Below are 17,773 nucleotides of genomic sequence, written 5' to 3'. Positions count from 1 at the left end.
GACAGCTTGGTCTTTATGGAATCCCTATATCTCCGTCCCCCGCCTCATCTCGTTTTCAAATGGCGGTCCGGCCATTTTTGGCTTGCGGCCAATACCCTGGGCCGCGCAAGACGAGATGACGCCATGTCAGTGCTTTCCCAGAACACCTCCATCGATCTCGGCGAACGGCTGCGCGACGCCTATGCGGTGACAGCCGAATTCATGGCCGACATCATCAGCCAGACCTGCCGGCGCTTTCCCTCGGTCGGAGAGAGCGGCAAGACCCGCCGGGTCGAGCGGCTGATCCAGTCGGGCGCCTGGACCGACGCCGCGATCGCGCTGCTCGATCTGGAACTGCCGCAATGGCAGATCCGCCGCCTGGTCTATGACGAGGGCGAGTGGCACTGTGCGTTGTCGCGCGAACGCGAGCTGCCGGACTGGCTCGACCAGTCGATCGAGACCCACCACACCGATCTTGCACTCGCGATCCTCAGCGCCTTCGTGGAGGCGCAGCGCATCTCGACGCCCGATAGCCGAACCAGCGTGCCGACCGTCCGTCGCGACACGCGCGCGCTGTACGAGCCGCTGTTCGTCGACAATATCGGCTGACGGCGGCGCGGCCGTGGACACCAAACAACTGCCGCGGCAGCTGCAGTCGGTCCAGGTCATGGTCCGCTTCGGCTTCCGGCTTGCCATCATGATCGGCTTTGCCGTGTTCGCCGGCGCCGGCTTCGGCAAGGGCCTCGTCACGCTGTTGTGGATGTCGGCCGTGATCTGCGCCTTCGCCGGGATCGCCAAGCGCGAAATGCCGTTTGCCGCAAACCTCAATCACTGGGACGAGATGACCGCCTATGTCGCGCTGTGCGCGCTCGGCACCGGCATCGTCCAGCGCCTCTAGACCATCCTCACAAATCCTATGCCGCTCCTATGAAGTCGCTGCTCGCACGCGCTCGATTTCATATCCCGCAAATCAGACATTGATCGCGTGACCGTGACTGAAGCGTTTTCGAGCGAGACGGATACGCGGTTCGCGTGAGGAAAACGCGTCAGAAACAAAAAGAAGGACCACCACCGTGAAACTCGTCGAACCTCCCTCGTGTAGCGCCGCGTCCACCGTCGTCTTCATCGGCCGCAACCATCACGGCCAGTGGGTCGCCCAGCAACAGAACGGCCTCTATGGCGGCCTGTTCGTCAACCGCGCCCAGGCCGTCAAATACGCGCTGTTCGAGAACGGCCAGCATCCTGAAATGATCGTCGAGCTGTCGCGTGAGATCGAGCTCGATATGCGCGGCGAGACCGCGAGCTTCCCCGCAATCCGCGTGGCGTGAGCCACCCATGACCTGGCAAACGGCTGCGAAAGCCGACACGGCCGGATGGCTGTCGGGCTTCATCCCCGATCTTCCGACCCCCTTCAACCATCGGAGCGAGATCGACGCGGAGGCGTTCGGCCGGCTGTGCGAGCGCCAGATCGCGGCCGGCGCCACCGCGCTGGTGGTCGGCGAGACCGCAGGTGAAAGCGCGACGCTGGAGCCCGCGGAACGTGCGCAGCTGGTCCGGATCGCGGCCGGCGTCGCGCGCAAGCGGGTTCGCATCATCGCCGGCGCCGGATCGAACGCGACCGATCGCGCCGTCACATTCACCCGGGCCGCGGAAGCGGGCGGCGCCGATGCCGTCATGTCGGTCGTACCCTATTACAACAAGCCGATGCCACGGGGCACTGCGGCGCATTTCCACGCGGTCGCCGCGGCCACCACGCTGCCTGTCATCCTGCACGACATTCCGTCGCGCACGGTGAAGGGCCTTGCCGACGAGACCCTGCTCGAGCTCGCCGCATCGCCACGCTTCGTGGGTTTGCGCGACGGCAGCGGTGACGTTGCCCGGCTGGCGCGCCTGCGCTCACGCCTGCCGGCGGCATTCCGGATGCTGACCGGCGACGACGCCTCCTCGCTGGCCTGGCTCGCCGCCGGTGGCGATGGCTGCATCTCGGTCGTGACGAACGTCGCGCCCGATCTGTACGTGGCCGTTCACAGGCATTTCCGCGAGGGACGGTTGTATCAGGCGCGGGAGTTGCACCAGCGGCTGGTGCCGCTTGCGACCTTGCTGGAGCGCGAGCATCCCGCCGCATTGAAGTTCGCGCTGGCGCTTCTGGGATTCATGCCGCCGACGACGCGGCTGCCGATCGTGCAATTGAACGGGTCGGCAAAGGCCGAGGTCTCGCAGGCGATGGCTGAGCTTGCCGACGAGTACCTCGCAGCCGCGCATTGAGATTTGCCGACCCGACATGACCCATCGCAATGCACAATGCGATCAGCACACGGTGCCCGTGACACGGCGCCAACTTGAGGTTCCGAAACGGCGCCCCATATCCACGGCAAGGGAGTGCTTGCCGTGCACACCACCTTCAAGGCGGCCCTCGTTGTTGCGACCGTCCTGGTCGCTCTGGTTATCTCCATCCGTCCCGGTCCGGCCGCGGACAACAGCCATCTTGCCCTGACCATTTCAATCGACGGGGCAATCGGGCCGGCAGCGGCCAGCTACGTCAAGGACGGCCTGGCCAAGGCCGCCGAGCGCCACGCCGAGGTTGTTATCCTGCGTTTGAATACGCCGGGCGGCCTCAGCACCAGCATGCGTGAGATCATCGCCGACGTGCTGGCCTCGCCCGTTCCCGTGGTCGGCTACGTTGCGCCATCCGGCGCCCATGCCGCGAGCGCCGGGACCTATATCCTCTATGCGACCCATCTCGCGGCCATGGCGCCCGGCACCAATATCGGCGCCGCGACGCCGGTGCAGATCGGCGGCCCGATACCGGGGCTGCCGGGCAGCACTCCGGACAAGGGCGGCAAGGACCAGAAGGACGGCGGCCATCCGTCCGAAACCAAGGATGCCATGACGGCGAAGGTGACGAATGATGCCGTTGCCTTCATCCGCAGCCTCGCCGAATTGCGTGGCCGCAATGCCGACTGGGCCGAGAAGGCGGTCCGCGATGCCGCCACCCTCTCCGCCAACGCCGCGCTGCAGGCCAACGTCATTGATCTCACCGCGCGCGACCCGGCCGACCTGCTCAGGCAGGTCGATGGCCGGACCATTGAGCTTCCCGGCGGCAAGACGCAACGCCTGGCGACAAGGGACACCGCGATCGAGGCCATCGATCCCACCTGGATCGCGCGCGCGCTTGCGGTCATCACCGACCCCAACATCGCATTCATTCTCCTGATGGTCGGCATCTACGGCCTGATCTTCGAGTTCATGTCGCCCGGTGCCGTGGCGCCCGGGGTTGTCGGGACGATCTGCCTGCTGCTCGGTCTGTACGCACTCAACATGCTGCCGATCAACTACGCGGGCTTCGCCCTGATGCTGGTCGGGATCGCGCTGCTCGCAATCGAAGCCTTCAACCCGACCGTCGTGATCGGCCTCGGAGGAATCGTCGCCTTCGTGCTTGGAGCAGCCATGCTGTTTCGGATCGAGGCGCCCGGATACCGGCTGTCATGGCCGGTCATCGGCATCGTCGCCGCGATGTTCACCGGGCTCATTCTCGTCGTGCTCGGCGCGCTCCGCCGCGCGCGCAAGGGCCCGGTGCGGATCGGTGCGCAAGCCATGCGCGGGCTATCGGCCGAGGTGCTCGACTGGTCCGAGACCACGGGTCACGTCTTCACCAACGGCGAACGCTGGCAAGCGCGCAGCACCGAGACATTCACGGCGGGAGACACGGTCGAGGTCGCCAACATCATCGATTTGACGCTGGTGGTACGGCGCACGCCGGCCTCTCCCGGCGAAGGAGGTAAGGCATGATGCTTGATTATTTCACCTATGCGGCGATCGCGCTGCTGATCATCGTATTCCTGACCCAGGCCGTGCGCGTGCTGCGCGAATACGAGCGCGGCGTCATCTTCACGCTCGGCCGTTTCACCGGGGTGAAGGGCCCGGGGCTCATCATCCTGATTCCGGTGGTGCAGCAGCTGGTGAAGGTCGATCTCAGGGTGGTGGTGCAGGTGGTGCCGCCGCAGGACGTGATTTCGCGCGACAACGTCTCGGTCAAGGTCAACGCCGTGCTCTACTTCCGCATCGTCGATCCCGAGCGCGCCATCATCAAGGTCAGCGACTACATGGCTGCGACCAGCCAGCTTGCGCAGACCACGCTGCGCTCGGTGCTCGGCAAGCACGAGCTCGACGAGATGCTGGCGGAGCGCGACAAGCTGAACGCCGATATCCAGGAGACCCTCGACAGGCAGACCGACGTCTGGGGCATCAAGGTCACCGGGGTCGAGATCAAGGATATCGATCTCAATGAGACGATGGTGCGGGCGATCGCCAAGCAGGCCGAGGCGGAGCGGCTGCGGCGCGCCAAGGTGATCAACGCGATGGGCGAGCAGCAGGCCGCCGAGAAGCTGGTCGAGGCCGGCCGGATCCTCGCCCAGGAGCCGCAAGCGATGCAGCTGCGCTACTTCGCGGCGCTGCACGACATTGCCGGCGAGCGCTCCTCGACCGTGGTGTTCCCGCTGCCGATGAACCTGCTCGATCATCTGGCGCCGCGACGTGAAGCGACGTGAACTGGTTTGGGAGCAGAAACGACGGTCGCTCAAGGTCGGCGCGCTCGGGATCGTGGGTCTCGTAGGCGCCGCGGCCTCTGCACGTCACTGCGAGCCAACGGGTCGCGCGAACGCGCGCCCGATGACAGGCTCCGCGAAGCAATCCATCGCGCCACATGCGGAGATATGGATTGCTTCGTCGCCATGCTCCTCGCAATGACGCGGATGGGTTCGGGGCTTAACGCCCGCGATGCTTGGCCCGCCACGCAGGTCCTGGACCGCGCATGTAATGCGCCTCGGGCCGGTAGCCGCTGATCGGCTCCTCGCCGATCCAGGCGAGGAATGCGAGCAGCCCTTCTGCGGCGCGGCGCGGCAGGGCAGCGATGAACGAAACTGTGCGCATCTCAGTAGTCCCATTTCTCGCCGAGCACGACCGGCGCCCGTGGATATCTCTCGGCGTCGCCGCCGAGCATGCCGACGTTGAGGTTGGTCCGCGCCCAATCCTCGTGGCCGCGATGCAGCAGCAGCTCATTGCGGAGCCGATGAATCTTGGCGGCGGCGATCGCGCGGTGAACAGTCCTGAAGACGAGGCCGATCCGCCTGACGGTTCGCCGCAGCATCAAGGGCATGGCGCCGGCCGAACCGTGCGGCCGGGCATCGTGGTAATGGAGCAAGGTCATGTGCCACCTTCCCGTTTGGCGGCGCGCGCGAGCGCGCCGCATCACGGCAAAAGATGCGGGGAAGGCCGTAGGAATTCGAGAGCAGCCGCGGCCCTGTCACATAGCCGCAGCATAAGCGTCCGGCTGCGGTCCGTGCATCGCGGTCATGCCGCAAATCGCGAGATTTCGGACAATTTTACCCTCGATCAGCCGCGCGAGGGGCCGGTTTACGGTCGGCGGCAAGACCGGTAACCTCGCCTCCCAATGCGACGTGGAGAGTGCCCATGCGGCCCAAGGATCAGATCAACTGGATGCTGTCGGATGCGATCGAGGCGCTCGCCCGCGCCGAACGGTTGCACCAGAGCTTCCTCAATTTGCACCCGCGCGCGGGAAGCACCGAGCCGAGCTGGGAACCGCCGACCGACGTGATCGAGACCGAGGATGAAATCCTGATCCTGGTCGCGTTGCCGGGGGTCGATCCCGACGAGGTCGAGGCCGCGCTCGACGGCGGCACGCTGGTGATCTCCGGCCGCCGCACCCTGCCCCCTGAACTCCGCAACGCCCGCATCCTGCGCCTCGAACTGCCGCAGGGCCGGTTCGAGCGCCGCATCGCGCTGCCGACCGGCCGCTACACCATCAGCCGCTTTGCCGCGCATGGTTGCGTCGGCCTGCGGCTCGGAAAGTCGAGCTAAAGGATTTCGACATGGCTGCCTCAGACGTTTCAAGCCCAGCATCGACTTCGACGCCGATCCCGAGCGACGCGCTGATCATCGTCCCGGTGCGCAACACCGTGCTGTTTCCGGATGTCATCATTCCGATCACGATCGCCCGCGCGACGTCGATTGCCGCGGCCCAGCAGGCGGTACGCGAGCAGCGGCCGATCGGCATCCTGCTGCAGCGCGATCCCGAGACCAACGATCCCGGCCCCGACGGGCTTTACCGCGTCGGCACCACAGCCAACATCGTGCGCTACATCACCGGCGCCGACGACACCCACCATCTGGTCTGCCAGGGCGTGCAGCGCATGCGCGTGCTCGACTATCTGCCGGGCACGCCGTTCCTCGCGGCCCGCGTGCTGCAAATCCCGGAGCCGACCACCACCTCGCCCGAGATCGAGGCGCGCTTCCTCAATCTGCAGCGCCAGGCGCTGGAGGCCGCGCAATTGCTGCCGCAGGTGCCGCAGGAGCTGATCGCCGCGCTGCAGGGCACCACCTCGCCGGCAACCCTTGCCGACCTTGCGACGTCCTACATGGACATCAAGCCGTCGGAGAAGCAGGACATCCTGGAAACCATCGATCTCGTGGCGCGGATGGACAAGGTGTCGCGTCACCTCGCCGAGCGCATCGAGGTGCTGCGGCTGAGCCAGGAGATCGGGCAGAAGACCAAGGCCGTGTTCGACGAGCGGCAGCGCGAGGCGATCCTGCGCGAGCAGATGGCGACGATCCAGCGCCAGCTCGGCGAAGGCGACGGCAAGGCTGCGGAAGTCACCGAGCTGACCAAGGCGATCGTGGAGGCCAAGATGCCGCCGGAGGCCGAAAGCCAGGCGCAGAAGGAATTGCGCCGCTACGAGCGGATGCCGGAGGCCGCGGCCGAATCCGGCATGGTGCGCAGCTATCTCGACTGGCTGATCGACCTGCCCTGGAGCATTCCGGAGGAGAAGCCGATCGACATCGCGGAGGCGCGCAAGATCCTCGACCAGGACCATTATGGCCTCGAGAAGATCAAGAGCCGCATCATCGAATATCTCGCGGTGCGCAAGCTCGCGCCCGGCGGCAAGGCCCCGATCCTGTGCTTCCTCGGGCCGCCCGGTGTCGGCAAGACCTCGCTCGGCCAATCGATCGCGCGCGCGATGGCGCGGCCATTCGTCCGCGTCTCGCTCGGCGGCGTGCATGACGAGGCCGAGATCCGCGGCCATCGCCGCACCTATATCGGGGCGCTGCCCGGCAACATCATTCAGGCGATCAAGAAGGCCGGCGCGCGCAATTGCGTGATGATGCTGGATGAGATCGACAAGATGGGCCGCGGCATCCAGGGCGATCCGTCGGCCGCGATGCTGGAAGTGCTCGACCCCGAGCAGAACAGCACCTTCCGCGACAATTATCTCGGCGTGCCGTTCGACCTCTCGCGCGTCGTCTTCATCGCCACCGCCAACATGCTCGACGGCGTCCCCGGCCCGCTGCTCGACCGCATGGAGCTGATCAGTCTCGCCGGCTACACCGAGGACGAGAAGCTCGAGATCGCCAAGCGCTATCTGGTCCGCCGCCAGCTCGAGGCCAACGGCATCAAGGCCGAGCAGGTCGAGATCGATCCGGATGCGCTGCGGCTGATCATCCGCAGCTACACCCGCGAGGCCGGCGTGCGCAACCTGGAGCGCGAGATCGGCAAGGTGCTGCGCAACGTCGCGGTGCAGATCGCCGAGGGCAGCACCAGCCACGTCACCATCGCGCCGAAGGACATCGTCTCGCTGCTCGGCCAGCCGAGGTTCGAGAACGAGATCGCGATGCGCACCAGCATCCCGGGCGTTGCCACCGGGCTGGCCTGGACCCCGGTCGGCGGCGACATCCTGTTCATCGAGGCGTCGCGCACGCCGGGCCGCGGCGCGTTGATCCTCACCGGCCAGCTCGGCGAGGTGATGCGCGAGAGCGTGCAGGCCGCGCTGACCCTGGTGAAGAGCCGGGCCTCCCAGCTCGGCATCGATCCCGGCGTGTTCGAGAAGAGCGACATCCACGTCCACGTTCCCGCCGGCGCGACGCCGAAGGACGGCCCGAGCGCGGGCGTTGCGATGTTCACCGCCCTCACCTCGCTGTTGACCGACCGCACGGTGCGCAGCGACACCGCGATGACCGGCGAGATCTCGCTGCGCGGCCTGGTGCTGCCGGTCGGCGGCATCAAGGAGAAGGTGGTCGCGGCCGCGGCCGCCGGCCTGACCCGGGTGATGCTGCCGGCGCGCAACAAGCGCGACTTCGACGACATCCCCGCCGGCGCCCGCGCCAAGCTGGAGTTCATCTGGCTCGAACGGGTCGACGAGGCGATCGCAGCAGCGCTGGAGGCCGCCAAGACGACGCCCGCCGCCGCGGAGTGATCGCGTCTCAAACGCAACAAGAGGGCGTGACAGCGATCGCCGTCACGCCCTCTTGCGTTGCAGATAGCGGAGCGGTGCCGCTCAGCTCTTGCCCATGCATTCTTCGATGTAGAACCAGCGGTCGTCGCCGGTCAGGCCCTTCGACTTCACCTCGGCGCGGCAGACCTTCAGCTTTGGCTTGTTGGCCTTCCACTTCGCCTTCATGTCCTTCAGCTTCTGCATGGTGAGCTTGACCTTCGACGGCTTGGCCTCGGTGGTCTGGGCTGACGCGGTGTGCAGCGAGCCGGCGAGAAGCAGGGCGGCCACAAGACAGCTTGCGGTACGAAACATGACTGAAATGTCCCTTGATTATCTGTTGAATTGAACGGCGTAGAGCTTCTTGTTTGACGCGTCTTCTTCACGCGAGCCGGCATCCACTTCGCTCGAAAACGCTTCAGGCCGCCCGCGGGATACCAGATGTCCCGCGCGCGGCCTGAATTGCGATCAGAGGATTTTGACCGCGCTGAGCAGCGTCATGTAGACGCCCCACGCCAGCGGAATGCCGACGAACAGCCAGAACAGCGCCGCCTTGGCGTCGAGCCCGCCAAACCCGATCCCGTAGGAACCGTGCGGTCCGGCCGCCGCGGCGCTGGCGCTCGCATCCTGCAGCTTGGCGACCTCGGCGTCGCTCATATGCCATTTCGAATCGACCGGCTTGATCAGGTAGTTGCAGATCAGGCCCGCGATCAGCATGGCGCACAGGATGTACATCGTGGTGTTGTAGAGCTGGTCCCGCGGCACGCCGGCGGCAAGCTGGAACTCGCGGATGTAGTTCACCACGACAGGACCGATGATGCCGGCGGTCGACCATGCCGTCAGCAGACGGCCGTGGATGGCGCCGACGAACTGGGTGCCGAACATGTCGGCGAGATAGGCCGGCACGGTGGCGAAGCCGCCGCCATACATCGACAGGATGATGCCGAAGCCGAGCACGAACAACAGCTTCGATCCCATCGCGGCGAAGGTCGGCGCCAGCGCGTAGAGCGCGATGCCGAGGATGAAGAACGTGTAGTAGGTGTTCTTGCGGCCGATCTTGTCCGACAGCGACGCCCAGAAGAAGCGGCCGCCGATGTTGAACAGCGACAGCAATCCGGCAAAGCCGGCCGCGATCGCCGCGATCTGCGCCTTCTGTCCGGCATCGAGCTGGTTGAAGCCGACATTGGGCAGGCCGATCAGCTTGCCCGCGAAGATCTCCTGCAGCATCGGCGAGGCCATGCCGATCACGCCGATGCCCGCCGACACGTTCAGGCAGAGCACCCACCAGATCAGCCAGAATTGCGGCGTCTTGTGCGCGTTGTCGAGATGGACGTGCTTGCTCGAGATCATCGCGTTGGCCTTCGTCGGCGGCGTCCAGCCTTCGGGCTGCCAGCCGGCCGGCGGGATGCGATAGCGGAACGCGCCGATCATCATGAACACGAAGTAGATCGCGCCCATGGCGAGGAAGGTCTCCCAGACGCCGACCGAGGTCGGGGTCTTGAAGTAGTTCATCAGCCTGTCGGCGAGCGGGGCGCCGATCATCGCGCCGCCGCCGAAGCCCATGATCGCCATGCCGGTCGCCATGCCGCGCCGGTCGGGGAACCATTTCACCAGCGTCGACACCGGCGAGATGTAGCCGAGGCCGAGGCCGACGCCGCCGATCACGCCGGAGCCGAGCCACATCAACCAGAGCTGGTGCGTGTAGACGCCGAGCGCGCCGATCACGAGACCGCCGGCCCAGCACAGCGCCGCGACGAAGCCGGCCTTGCGCGGACCGACCTTCTCGAGCCAGCCGCCCCAGATCGCGGCGGAGACGCCGAGTAGCACGAAGAACAGCGTGTACATCCACCCGAGGCTCGCGACCTTCCAGTCGCAGGTGGTGGTGAACAGCTCCTGCACCAGCGAGATGTCGGGGCACGCCTTCGGCGCGGTCAGGCCGATCGCGCGCGACAGCGGCAGCCAGAACACCGAGAAGCCGTAAGCCATGCCGATGCACAGATGGATGCAGAGCGCGGCCGGCGGCACCAGCCAGCGGTTGAAGCCGGCGGTCGCGATTGTATGTTCCTTGTCGAGGAAACCTGCGCCTGTCGCGGATACGCGTCCGGCGCTGCTCACTGTGGTCATTGACACCTCCCCTGCAGCCGCCATTACGACAGGCGCATCTGCATCTTCGATCCCGTCTCAGCCCATTGCGGCCAGCGTCAGCCGGCAGCTCCGCACATTTCCTCAATGCGTCGGGACCAACCACGCACATTCCGGAAATGCTAACCCCCAATACGACCGGATATGCCCGGCCGTGCAGCCCGTGATCTGGGCACGGGCCCAGTCGTTGTCCGTCGATGCGCCCACACTCGAGCACAACGCCATCACCACAACCCGGCGGACATTATCAATTCGCGCAGAATGGAAAATAGGTGTCGATAGGCAAAAGGTAGATATCAAGCTGCATCTAGCGCGTACGCGGCAACGCAGCATTCGAATTGCCTATCGCTCCATTGATCTTCTCGATCAAAAAAACGATCCGGGCGTCGCTTCGTTCGGTGATCTCGACCTTGTCGCCGGTCTCCTGGATCAGGGCCGGGATATCGATCACCGAAAGCGGATCGGTGCAGTGCACCTCGAGGAAATCTCCCGCCGTCACGCTCCGGAGGGCCTTGCGCGTCTTCAGCGCCGGCAGCGGGCATTTCAGGCCGGTGAGATCGAGCTTCGTCGTTGTCATGGTTCGACCATGGCGAAGCCGCGCGGCATCGTCAACGCCGCCTCCTCGTCCACGTCAGCCTTCGGCCGGAGCCGACGCGAGCACGTCGTCGACGGGGATCGCGGCGCGCAGCATCAATTCGGCAACGTCCTCGATGTCGTCGAGATGCGCGACCGGCAGCGTGGTTGCAACGGCGACGTCGCTGGCGATCCCGACCACGCGCGGGTCGTCGGGAAACAGCAGCGGCTTGCCGTTGGCGGCGCGGTACACCTCGATCTTGTTGATCGGCTCGCGCTTGAAGCCTTCGACCACGACCAGATCGACCTGCGCCATCTTGGCGAGCAGCTCCGGCAGCCGCGGCTCAACGGCGCTGCGCAGCTCGTGCATCAGCGCCCAACGCCGCGTCGAGGACACCAGCACCTCGGTCGCACCGGACTGCCGGTGCACCCAGGAGTCCTTGCCGGGCACGTCGACATCGAATTCATGGTGGGCGTGCTTGATCACGGAGACGCGCAGGCCGCGGCCCAGCAGGCAGGGGATCACCCGCGACAGCAAGGTGGTCTTGCCGGCACCGCTCCAGCCCGCGAGGCCAATCACTTTCATACGCGTCTCCGAAGACATGCCAATCGTTTGGGTATCCACGCCCGCGGTTCCGCCCGACATGGATGGCCGGGACCAGCCGTGACGGCGGAAAACCGCGACTTGCGCCCAACGCTGCTTATATCAGCCTTGGAGCAATGTCATGCCAGGCTCGCCGGCAGATGAGGATGGGCTGGCGCGCTAGAGGACCGCCCTCGGAAACTCCTGCAGCAGCGGCGCCCACAGCACCGCGAACGCGATCAGGCCACAGACCCCAAGCGCCGCGGTGAATCTCGGCAATCGGCCGATGGCGACGAGCAGCCAGGCCGGCAGGAAGAACAGGCCGAACACTAGGCCGAGCGGAAAGACCGCCAGCCACTGGAAGCCGGTACCGTCGCCAGGCGGCACATGGGCGATGGCGTAGAAGGTGTAGAGCCAGAACAAGGTGCCGGCCGCCGCGACGAGCGCGGCAATCTTGCGAAAATTGACAGTGTCGAATGCCATGATCGATTGGTCGCCGCAATCGGCGAACCCGTTCACGGGCCGCCGCGCAAGTCGGGCTCGGCTCGCTATCCCGCAGGGTCAGTCGGTTCGTTGACTGACCGGCCGCCCCGGCTTGGCAAGCCTTGCCGATCGGCTCTCTCTCGGGGGCTGGTCACGCATCCGCAGCCTCTTCCGCGGCCGCTGCGTATCGACTGCCAGCACTTCTTCCAGCGTTGTGTTCCTAAAACGAAGCCTTCTTAACATCGCTCCGCTCCTCGAGCGGGTGGGAGCCCCATCGGTCGCTCAACCACCGACATCCACAACAGGGCCCATGTCGGTGACAAGAGATAACCAGCGACGGGACGGTTTGCTCCAATGCATGTTGCAGCCCCCGCTCACGTCACGCGCGATCCCGCTATCCAGCGGATTTACCTCGAAATTTCCGATACGCAGGGCGATCGGAACACGATAATGTGCAGCATGGAGGACTATGTATGCCTCGCTCGCCTTCGATTGTGCCGCATTCAATCGATCACGACACCTATCTGGTGCTGAACGATTTTGGCCGACTGGGCCGTGCCTGGAGCGAAACCGACGAAGAAGGCACTGACCGAAAAACGCTGATCCGGCGTCTGCTGGATGACCAGTACAGCCGCCCGGTCCGCATCGTGGCCTTCAATACCAACGAAGGATGGTCGCGCGACGTCACGACCGACATTGCCGACGAGCTTCGGCGCCGTTTCGTCGAATACGAAGAGGTCCCGCGCTCCGTGCTGGAGTTCGTGGAGACGGCGATGCGGCATTGAGCTGGATCCGCAACGCAAAAGGCCCTCTCACAGCGCGATCGTTCGGCCCCCTGCAAGCATCCGCCAAACGGCAATTTTACGAGCAATTTCAACGGGATTCGGCTGCCGCGCAGCGCTGCTCCGCCATAAGGCAATATTAAGAGCATTCGCCTTACCTGTTCTCCGTTCAACGGGAGAGCGGTCCAGTGCGCAATCGTGGTGACGTTCGAGACGCCGTGAGCCTGAAAAACCGGGTTCTGGTCACGGCGATCTTTCTGGCATCGGGCGCGGCATCGCTGATCCTGCAGGTTCTCTGGTTCAAGCAACTGCAATTCGTGCTGGGAAGCGCGACCGTCTCCGTCAGCGTCACGGTGGCAAGCTTCTTTTTCGGTCTCTCGCTGGGCAGCGCCCTGGGAGGCCGGATCGCCGACACCGTCAGCCGCCCCCTGAAAATCTACGGGTTGCTCGAACTTGCCCTCGCCCTCGTTTCTCTCGCGGTCACCGCATTCCTGTCGCATTGGCCGACATGGGTGGGCTGGCTGTCACCGATGCTCGACCTGGAGTCTCCCTTCCGGCTGCCTCTCATGGTCGCCGTGTCGCTCGCCATTCTGTCGCTGCCGACGATGTTGATGGGCGCGACCCTGCCCTTCCTGGTGAAATTCCTGACCCGCACACAAACCGACCTCGCCAATCGGATCGGTCTGCTCTACGGGTTCAACACCCTGGGCGCCGCCATCGGCACCCTGGCGGTCGGCTTTGTGCTGATGGGCCTTTGGGGCATCGCGGGATCGAGCCTGGTTGCGGCAGCGCTGTATGTCTGCGTCGGCGTTGTGGCCCTGTTCGTTGCGCGCGGCGCAAGCCCGCTCTTGCCGGTCGCGGCACAGGCGCCGGTGCAAACCGCCGCGACCGCGAGTGGCAGGACGTCGGTCCTGATCTGGATTTTCGCGTGCTCCGGTTTTGTATCGATCGCCTATGAGGTGGTCTGGTTTCGATTCCTGACCAATGTCAGCACCTCGAGCGTCTACGCGTTCTCGGGCATGCTCGGCGTTTACCTGCTGGGGCTCGTGATCGGCGCCCTGATCTGCGCCAGGCTGCTCGCCCCCCGCAAGGATCAATTGCTGCGATACTTCGCCGTGACGCAGCTGCTGATCGCGGTTGCAGCCACGCTGACCGTCGGAATGCTCGGCAAGGCGCGGACCATGGGAGTAGCGCTGTCTCCCATCGTATCGGGCCTGCTTCCAGTCCCGGTGCAGGAGCTGTTGGGAGGCGACGTTTCATTCTTCCTGGTCTGCGCTGTCGCCCTGTTGCTGCCGACGACGCTGATCGGCATCAGCTTTCCCCTGGCCAGCGAGCTGACCGTGATGCAGATGAGCGCGCTCGGCCGCAGGATCGGCACGCTCTACGCCCTGAACACGATTGGCGGCGTCGTGGGCTCGCTGGCGGCGGGGTTTCTGCTGATCCCCTGTCTGGGCAGCCAGGGCGCGCTCACCGCGCTGATTGTCGTGAACGTCCTGCTGTTCGTCGCGACCACCGTGTCGCAGCCGGATCTTGTGAGAGAAAGGAGCCTGTGGCGGCAGGGGACGATCGCCGCGAGCGTCATCGCCGTAGCACTGCTGCTCTTCACTCCGCACTATCTGGAGCGGGTCCTGACCGCGATCGAAGGCGCCAATGTGCTCGAGTTGCGGGAAACTCGGCAAGCGACGTTTGCGGTGGTCGAGTATCGCGAGAAGGCGGCGGGCACCTATCAGCAGTTGGTGGTGAATTCGAAGAGCTATGCCAACAACCGTCCCGAGGGCAGACGCTACATGGCCGCGATGGGGCACTATCCCATTCTGCTGCACCGGGGCCCGGTTGAAACGGCTGTCGTCATTTGCATCGGGACCGGAACCACGGTGGGAGCGGTGAGCACCCATGAGGAATTGCAATCCATCGACGCGGTCGATCTGGCATCGACGGTGTTCGAATTCGCGCCCCATTTCGTGCCGATCAACAAGCAATTCTATCAAAATCCCAAGGTCCATCAGATCGTCGCGGACGGGCGCCACTTCCTGCTGGGGACCAACGAGACATTTGACGTCATCACGCTCGAGCCGCCACCGCCCCATGATGCCGGCGTCATCAACCTCTACACGGAGGAATTCTATGCGCTGGCAAAGCAGAAGATGCGTCCCGGCGGCGTTCTCGCGCAATGGGTGCCGCTGGATTTCAACCGCGGCATTCTTCCGAAGATGATACTCAAGGCCATGATGGGCCAGTTCAAGCATGTCTCGCTTTGGCTGCCGTCCAGAATGGAAGGCGTGGCGATCGCCTCCGATGAACCGTTGAACATCGATCCGCGCGAGCTCGCCATGCGCATGTCGAAGCCCGCGGTGGCTGAAGACCTGACGGCGAACGGCCTCGGCTCGCCCGAGGATTTCCTGGCGACATTCATCGCCGCCGATCAAAAACTCGCGGCCTTTGTCGGGGATGTGCCGAGCCTCGCGGATGATCGGCCGCGTCTCGAATATTACAACTGGTATCCGCTGGGTTCGGTCAGCGTGGACGAACTGAAGCGCCTCCGCGAGCCGGTGGAAGCCTATCTTGCCGACCGTTCCATCGACGAGGCCCGTCTCGACACCGCGCGCACGGTGGCCAATGCGATCCTGGACGAGCACAAGGCCACGGCCGACGGCGACAGGTCCGCCGCCCGGGCAGCGCTTCGCCTGGCCGTCAAACTGGACCCGGACAATTCCTACGTCGACTTCCTGGACCGCAAGCTGAGCGAGTGATCAGGGTACCTTCGGCACACCGCATCAGGAAGTCCCCGAATGTCGCGAGAATGCGGATGTTTTGACTCACAGCTAGCGCAACAAAACTCACTGTCGTCCCTGCGAAAGCAGGGACCCATAACCACAAATGCAAATTGTTACGCGATGCTGGAACGACCAGTCCCGTTTCTCAAAACCCGCCGCGGCGTATGGGTTCCTGCTTTCGCAGGGACGACAGCTGTGATGGTGCGGCAGAGCGGCACACCGGCTACGCCGGCCTGAACCCCGCCTTCGTCAATGCAGCCCGCCCTTCATCCGACGCCAGTGCGTCGAGAAAGGCCTGCACCGCGGGCCGCTGCTTGCGCGCCGTCACCAATGCGAAGTCATAATGCTCTTCGGCGAGCGGTATGAAGCCGAGTCCCGACGCATCGGCGACCGGCGCGATGGTCATGCCCCAGTCGGCGCGGCGCTGCGCCACCGCGGCCGCAACCGCATTGTGCGAGCGGGGCTGATTCCAGTAACCGTCGGGCCGGCGGCCCACCAGCAAGCGATCGATCAGGATGCGGGTGCCGGCGCCCTGGTTGCGGTTGACCATGAGGCAGGCGGGATCGGCGAGCGCGGCGCGCACCGCCTGCTCTGCGCTCAAGCCGGCAAAGCGCGTGTCGTCCTTGCGAAACACGATGCCCTGCATGCGCCGCCAGCCCGGCACCAGTTCGAGCCCGTCGGCCAGGTACGGCGTGTTGTAGGTCTCGGTCTTGTCGTCGAACAGATGGATCGGGGCGAGATCGCATTCGCCGCGCTTGGCGGCAGCGAGCCCGCCGAGGCTGCCGACCGCGATCGAACGCACTACAAGCCCGGCATGCACCAGCGGCGCCGTGACGAGATCGAGCCCGGTGCAATGGCTGCCGACGATGACGAGATCGGGCACCCGCACATGCGGCGTGAACAGCGTCACCTCGGCCTCGCTGCCGGCCGGCAACTGGTCGGCCAGCGCCTCGATCTTCAGGAAGCCGTCGGCCTGCGCGAACGAGGTGATCGCGCCCGAGCCCTTGCCGCCGGGATAGGCGATCAGGCCGTCGGCGCCCTCGACCAGCGACACCATCACGAACTCGGTACGCCCGAGCTCGGAGGCGATGCGCACCGGCACCTTCGCCGCCACCTTGGCATCCGATCGCGGCGGCAGCCCGGCCATCCGGCGCAGCACCGGCACGATCATGTCGTGGAAGGTGAACATCGCCGAGGTCGGAAAGCCCGGCAGGATGACCACCGGCTTGCCGTCGCACACCGCAAGGCACAGCGGCTTGCCTGGCTTCAGCGCCACGCCATGCGCGATGATGCCGGGCTTGCCGAGGCGAGCGATGATCCGGTGCGAGACGTCACCCGCGCCCTTGGAGGTGCCGCCTGACAGCACCAGCATGTCGCTGTCCGCCAGCGCCTTGCGCATCGCGGCCTCGAGCATCGCCTCGTTGTCGGCGATCGCGCCAAGGAACGCCGCGTCACCGCCGTTCTCGGCAATCGCCGCGGTGACGATCGCACCATTGGTATCGTAGATCGCGGCCGGCCGCAGCTTCTCACCCGGCTGCACCAGTTCGTCGCCGGTCGAGAGGATCGCGACGCGCGGACGGCGCGTCAGCGCAACCTCGGCGATGCCGCAGGCCGCGAGCATGCCGATCTCGCGCGACCCGATCATCGTTCCCGCGCGCAGCAGGGCCTCGCCGCGCGCGATGTCGGAGCCGGCATAGGACACGAACTGGCCGGGCGACGCCGCACGCCGGACCTCGATGGTGCCGTGGCCGGCAGGCTGGGTGTGCTCGACCATCACGATGGCATCAGCGCCGCGCGGTACCGGACCGCCGGTCGCAATCGCGGTTGCAGTACCCGGGAGCACCGGCATGGTGGGCGCGGTCCCGCACGAAATCGTCTCGTCGTTCAGCGCGAGCTGCACCGGCGCGGCCTCGCCGGCGCGCGCCAGATCGGCCGAGCGCACCGCAAAGCCGTCGACATTGGAGCGATCGAATGGCGGCACATCGATCGGCGCCACCACGTCCTCCGCCAGCGCACGGCCGAGCGCATCGGCGAGCAGCCGTTTCTCGGACGGCAATTGGCGCGGGAACAGCGCCGCCTCGAAGCGCGCGAGCGCCTCCTCGCGCGACAGGATGGTCAGGAACTGGTCCTGCTCGACGGACGGGTTGGGTTTCGGCGTGAACGTGTTGTTCATCT

General features: G+C 65.5%; 18 protein-coding genes. 10 read left to right on the top strand and 8 right to left on the bottom strand.

The window, feature by feature from the left end; genetic code table 11:
* Positions 1 to 123: 123 nt before the first annotated feature.
* The 6 genes from ACVIYL_RS19720 to ACVIYL_RS19695 all read left to right on the top strand — a co-directional run bounded on the left by ACVIYL_RS19720 (position 124) and on the right by ACVIYL_RS19695 (position 4,526).
* Positions 124 to 588, top strand: coding sequence for a hypothetical protein (locus ACVIYL_RS19720; RefSeq protein WP_456779531.1), 465 nt, complete (start codon positions 124 to 126; stop codon positions 586 to 588).
* 13 nt (positions 589 to 601) lie between these two features.
* Positions 602 to 877, top strand: a complete 276-nt coding sequence (locus ACVIYL_RS19715; RefSeq protein WP_028332704.1) for a hypothetical protein — start codon at positions 602 to 604, stop codon at positions 875 to 877.
* A 175-nt stretch (positions 878 to 1,052) separates the two neighbouring features.
* Positions 1,053 to 1,307: a hypothetical protein gene (locus tag ACVIYL_RS19710; protein WP_310883472.1), complete on the top strand. Its 255-nt coding sequence runs from the start codon at positions 1,053 to 1,055 to the stop codon at positions 1,305 to 1,307.
* 7 nt (positions 1,308 to 1,314) lie between these two features.
* The gene (gene dapA / locus ACVIYL_RS19705) at positions 1,315 to 2,244 is read left to right on the top strand and encodes a 4-hydroxy-tetrahydrodipicolinate synthase (RefSeq protein WP_456779530.1); all 930 of its coding nucleotides are present in this window, start codon (positions 1,315 to 1,317) and stop codon (positions 2,242 to 2,244) included.
* Between the two features lie 114 nt (positions 2,245 to 2,358).
* A complete protein-coding gene (locus tag ACVIYL_RS19700; RefSeq protein WP_456779529.1) occupies positions 2,359 to 3,768 on the top strand; it encodes an NfeD family protein in 1,410 nt (469 codons plus the stop codon).
* The gene (locus tag ACVIYL_RS19695; RefSeq protein WP_028332707.1) at positions 3,765 to 4,526 is read left to right on the top strand and encodes a slipin family protein; all 762 of its coding nucleotides are present in this window, start codon (positions 3,765 to 3,767) and stop codon (positions 4,524 to 4,526) included. Before ACVIYL_RS19700 ends, ACVIYL_RS19695 begins: the two co-directional genes overlap by 4 nt.
* Positions 4,527 to 4,743: 217 nt before the next feature.
* Here ACVIYL_RS19695 and ACVIYL_RS19690 read toward each other — a convergent pair whose 3' ends face one another.
* Positions 4,744 to 4,908, bottom strand: coding sequence for a hypothetical protein (locus tag ACVIYL_RS19690; RefSeq protein WP_176937025.1), 165 nt, complete (start codon positions 4,906 to 4,908; stop codon positions 4,744 to 4,746).
* A 1-nt stretch (position 4,909) separates the two neighbouring features.
* Entirely contained in the window at positions 4,910 to 5,185 is a 276-nt protein-coding gene (locus ACVIYL_RS19685; protein ID WP_225164560.1) for a hypothetical protein, read from the bottom strand.
* Positions 5,186 to 5,448: 263 nt separating this feature from the next.
* Here ACVIYL_RS19685 and ACVIYL_RS19680 point away from each other — a divergent pair, with 263 nt between their 5' ends.
* Positions 5,449 to 5,856, top strand: coding sequence for an Hsp20/alpha crystallin family protein (locus ACVIYL_RS19680; protein ID WP_028332710.1), 408 nt, complete (start codon positions 5,449 to 5,451; stop codon positions 5,854 to 5,856).
* 11 nt (positions 5,857 to 5,867) lie between these two features.
* On the top strand, positions 5,868 to 8,246 hold the full coding sequence (gene lon / locus ACVIYL_RS19675) for an endopeptidase La (RefSeq protein ID WP_283069345.1): 2,379 nt from the start codon (positions 5,868 to 5,870) through the stop codon (positions 8,244 to 8,246).
* Positions 8,247 to 8,327: 81 nt separating this feature from the next.
* Here the strand turns inward: lon and ACVIYL_RS19670 are convergent, their stop codons facing one another.
* The 5 genes from ACVIYL_RS19670 to ACVIYL_RS19650 form a co-directional block, all read right to left on the bottom strand.
* Positions 8,328 to 8,576 (bottom strand): hypothetical protein, encoded by a 249-nt coding sequence (locus tag ACVIYL_RS19670; RefSeq protein WP_028332712.1) that lies wholly within the window; start codon positions 8,574 to 8,576, stop codon positions 8,328 to 8,330.
* Positions 8,577 to 8,729: 153 nt separating this feature from the next.
* Positions 8,730 to 10,385, bottom strand: coding sequence for an OFA family MFS transporter (locus ACVIYL_RS19665; RefSeq protein ID WP_092085775.1), 1,656 nt, complete (start codon positions 10,383 to 10,385; stop codon positions 8,730 to 8,732).
* Positions 10,386 to 10,710: 325 nt separating this feature from the next.
* Positions 10,711 to 10,980: a sulfurtransferase TusA family protein gene (locus ACVIYL_RS19660; protein WP_057014863.1), complete on the bottom strand. Its 270-nt coding sequence runs from the start codon at positions 10,978 to 10,980 to the stop codon at positions 10,711 to 10,713.
* Positions 10,981 to 11,034: 54 nt separating this feature from the next.
* Positions 11,035 to 11,562 (bottom strand): molybdopterin-guanine dinucleotide biosynthesis protein B, encoded by a 528-nt coding sequence (gene mobB, locus ACVIYL_RS19655; protein ID WP_092085647.1) that lies wholly within the window; start codon positions 11,560 to 11,562, stop codon positions 11,035 to 11,037.
* Positions 11,563 to 11,739: 177 nt separating this feature from the next.
* The gene (locus ACVIYL_RS19650) at positions 11,740 to 12,042 is read right to left on the bottom strand and encodes a hypothetical protein (RefSeq protein ID WP_456779528.1); all 303 of its coding nucleotides are present in this window, start codon (positions 12,040 to 12,042) and stop codon (positions 11,740 to 11,742) included.
* Between the two features lie 527 nt (positions 12,043 to 12,569).
* On the opposite strand from ACVIYL_RS19650, the gene ACVIYL_RS19645 reads away from it, so the two are divergent.
* The gene (locus ACVIYL_RS19645) at positions 12,570 to 12,827 is read left to right on the top strand and encodes a hypothetical protein (RefSeq protein ID WP_311988559.1); all 258 of its coding nucleotides are present in this window, start codon (positions 12,570 to 12,572) and stop codon (positions 12,825 to 12,827) included.
* A gap of 215 nt (positions 12,828 to 13,042) precedes the next feature.
* Complete coding sequence (locus tag ACVIYL_RS19640) at positions 13,043 to 15,574, top strand: fused MFS/spermidine synthase (protein WP_456779527.1); 2,532 nt, start codon at positions 13,043 to 13,045, stop codon at positions 15,572 to 15,574.
* Positions 15,575 to 15,821: 247 nt separating this feature from the next.
* Here the strand turns inward: ACVIYL_RS19640 and ACVIYL_RS19635 are convergent, their stop codons facing one another.
* Positions 15,822 to 17,771: a molybdopterin biosynthesis protein gene (locus tag ACVIYL_RS19635; RefSeq protein ID WP_253607403.1), complete on the bottom strand. Its 1,950-nt coding sequence runs from the start codon at positions 17,769 to 17,771 to the stop codon at positions 15,822 to 15,824.
* Between the last annotated feature and the right edge of the window lie 2 nt (positions 17,772 to 17,773).

The organism is Bradyrhizobium sp. USDA 3315, from assembly GCF_054056795.1.
This window is presented reverse-complemented; position numbering and strand designations above follow the sequence as displayed.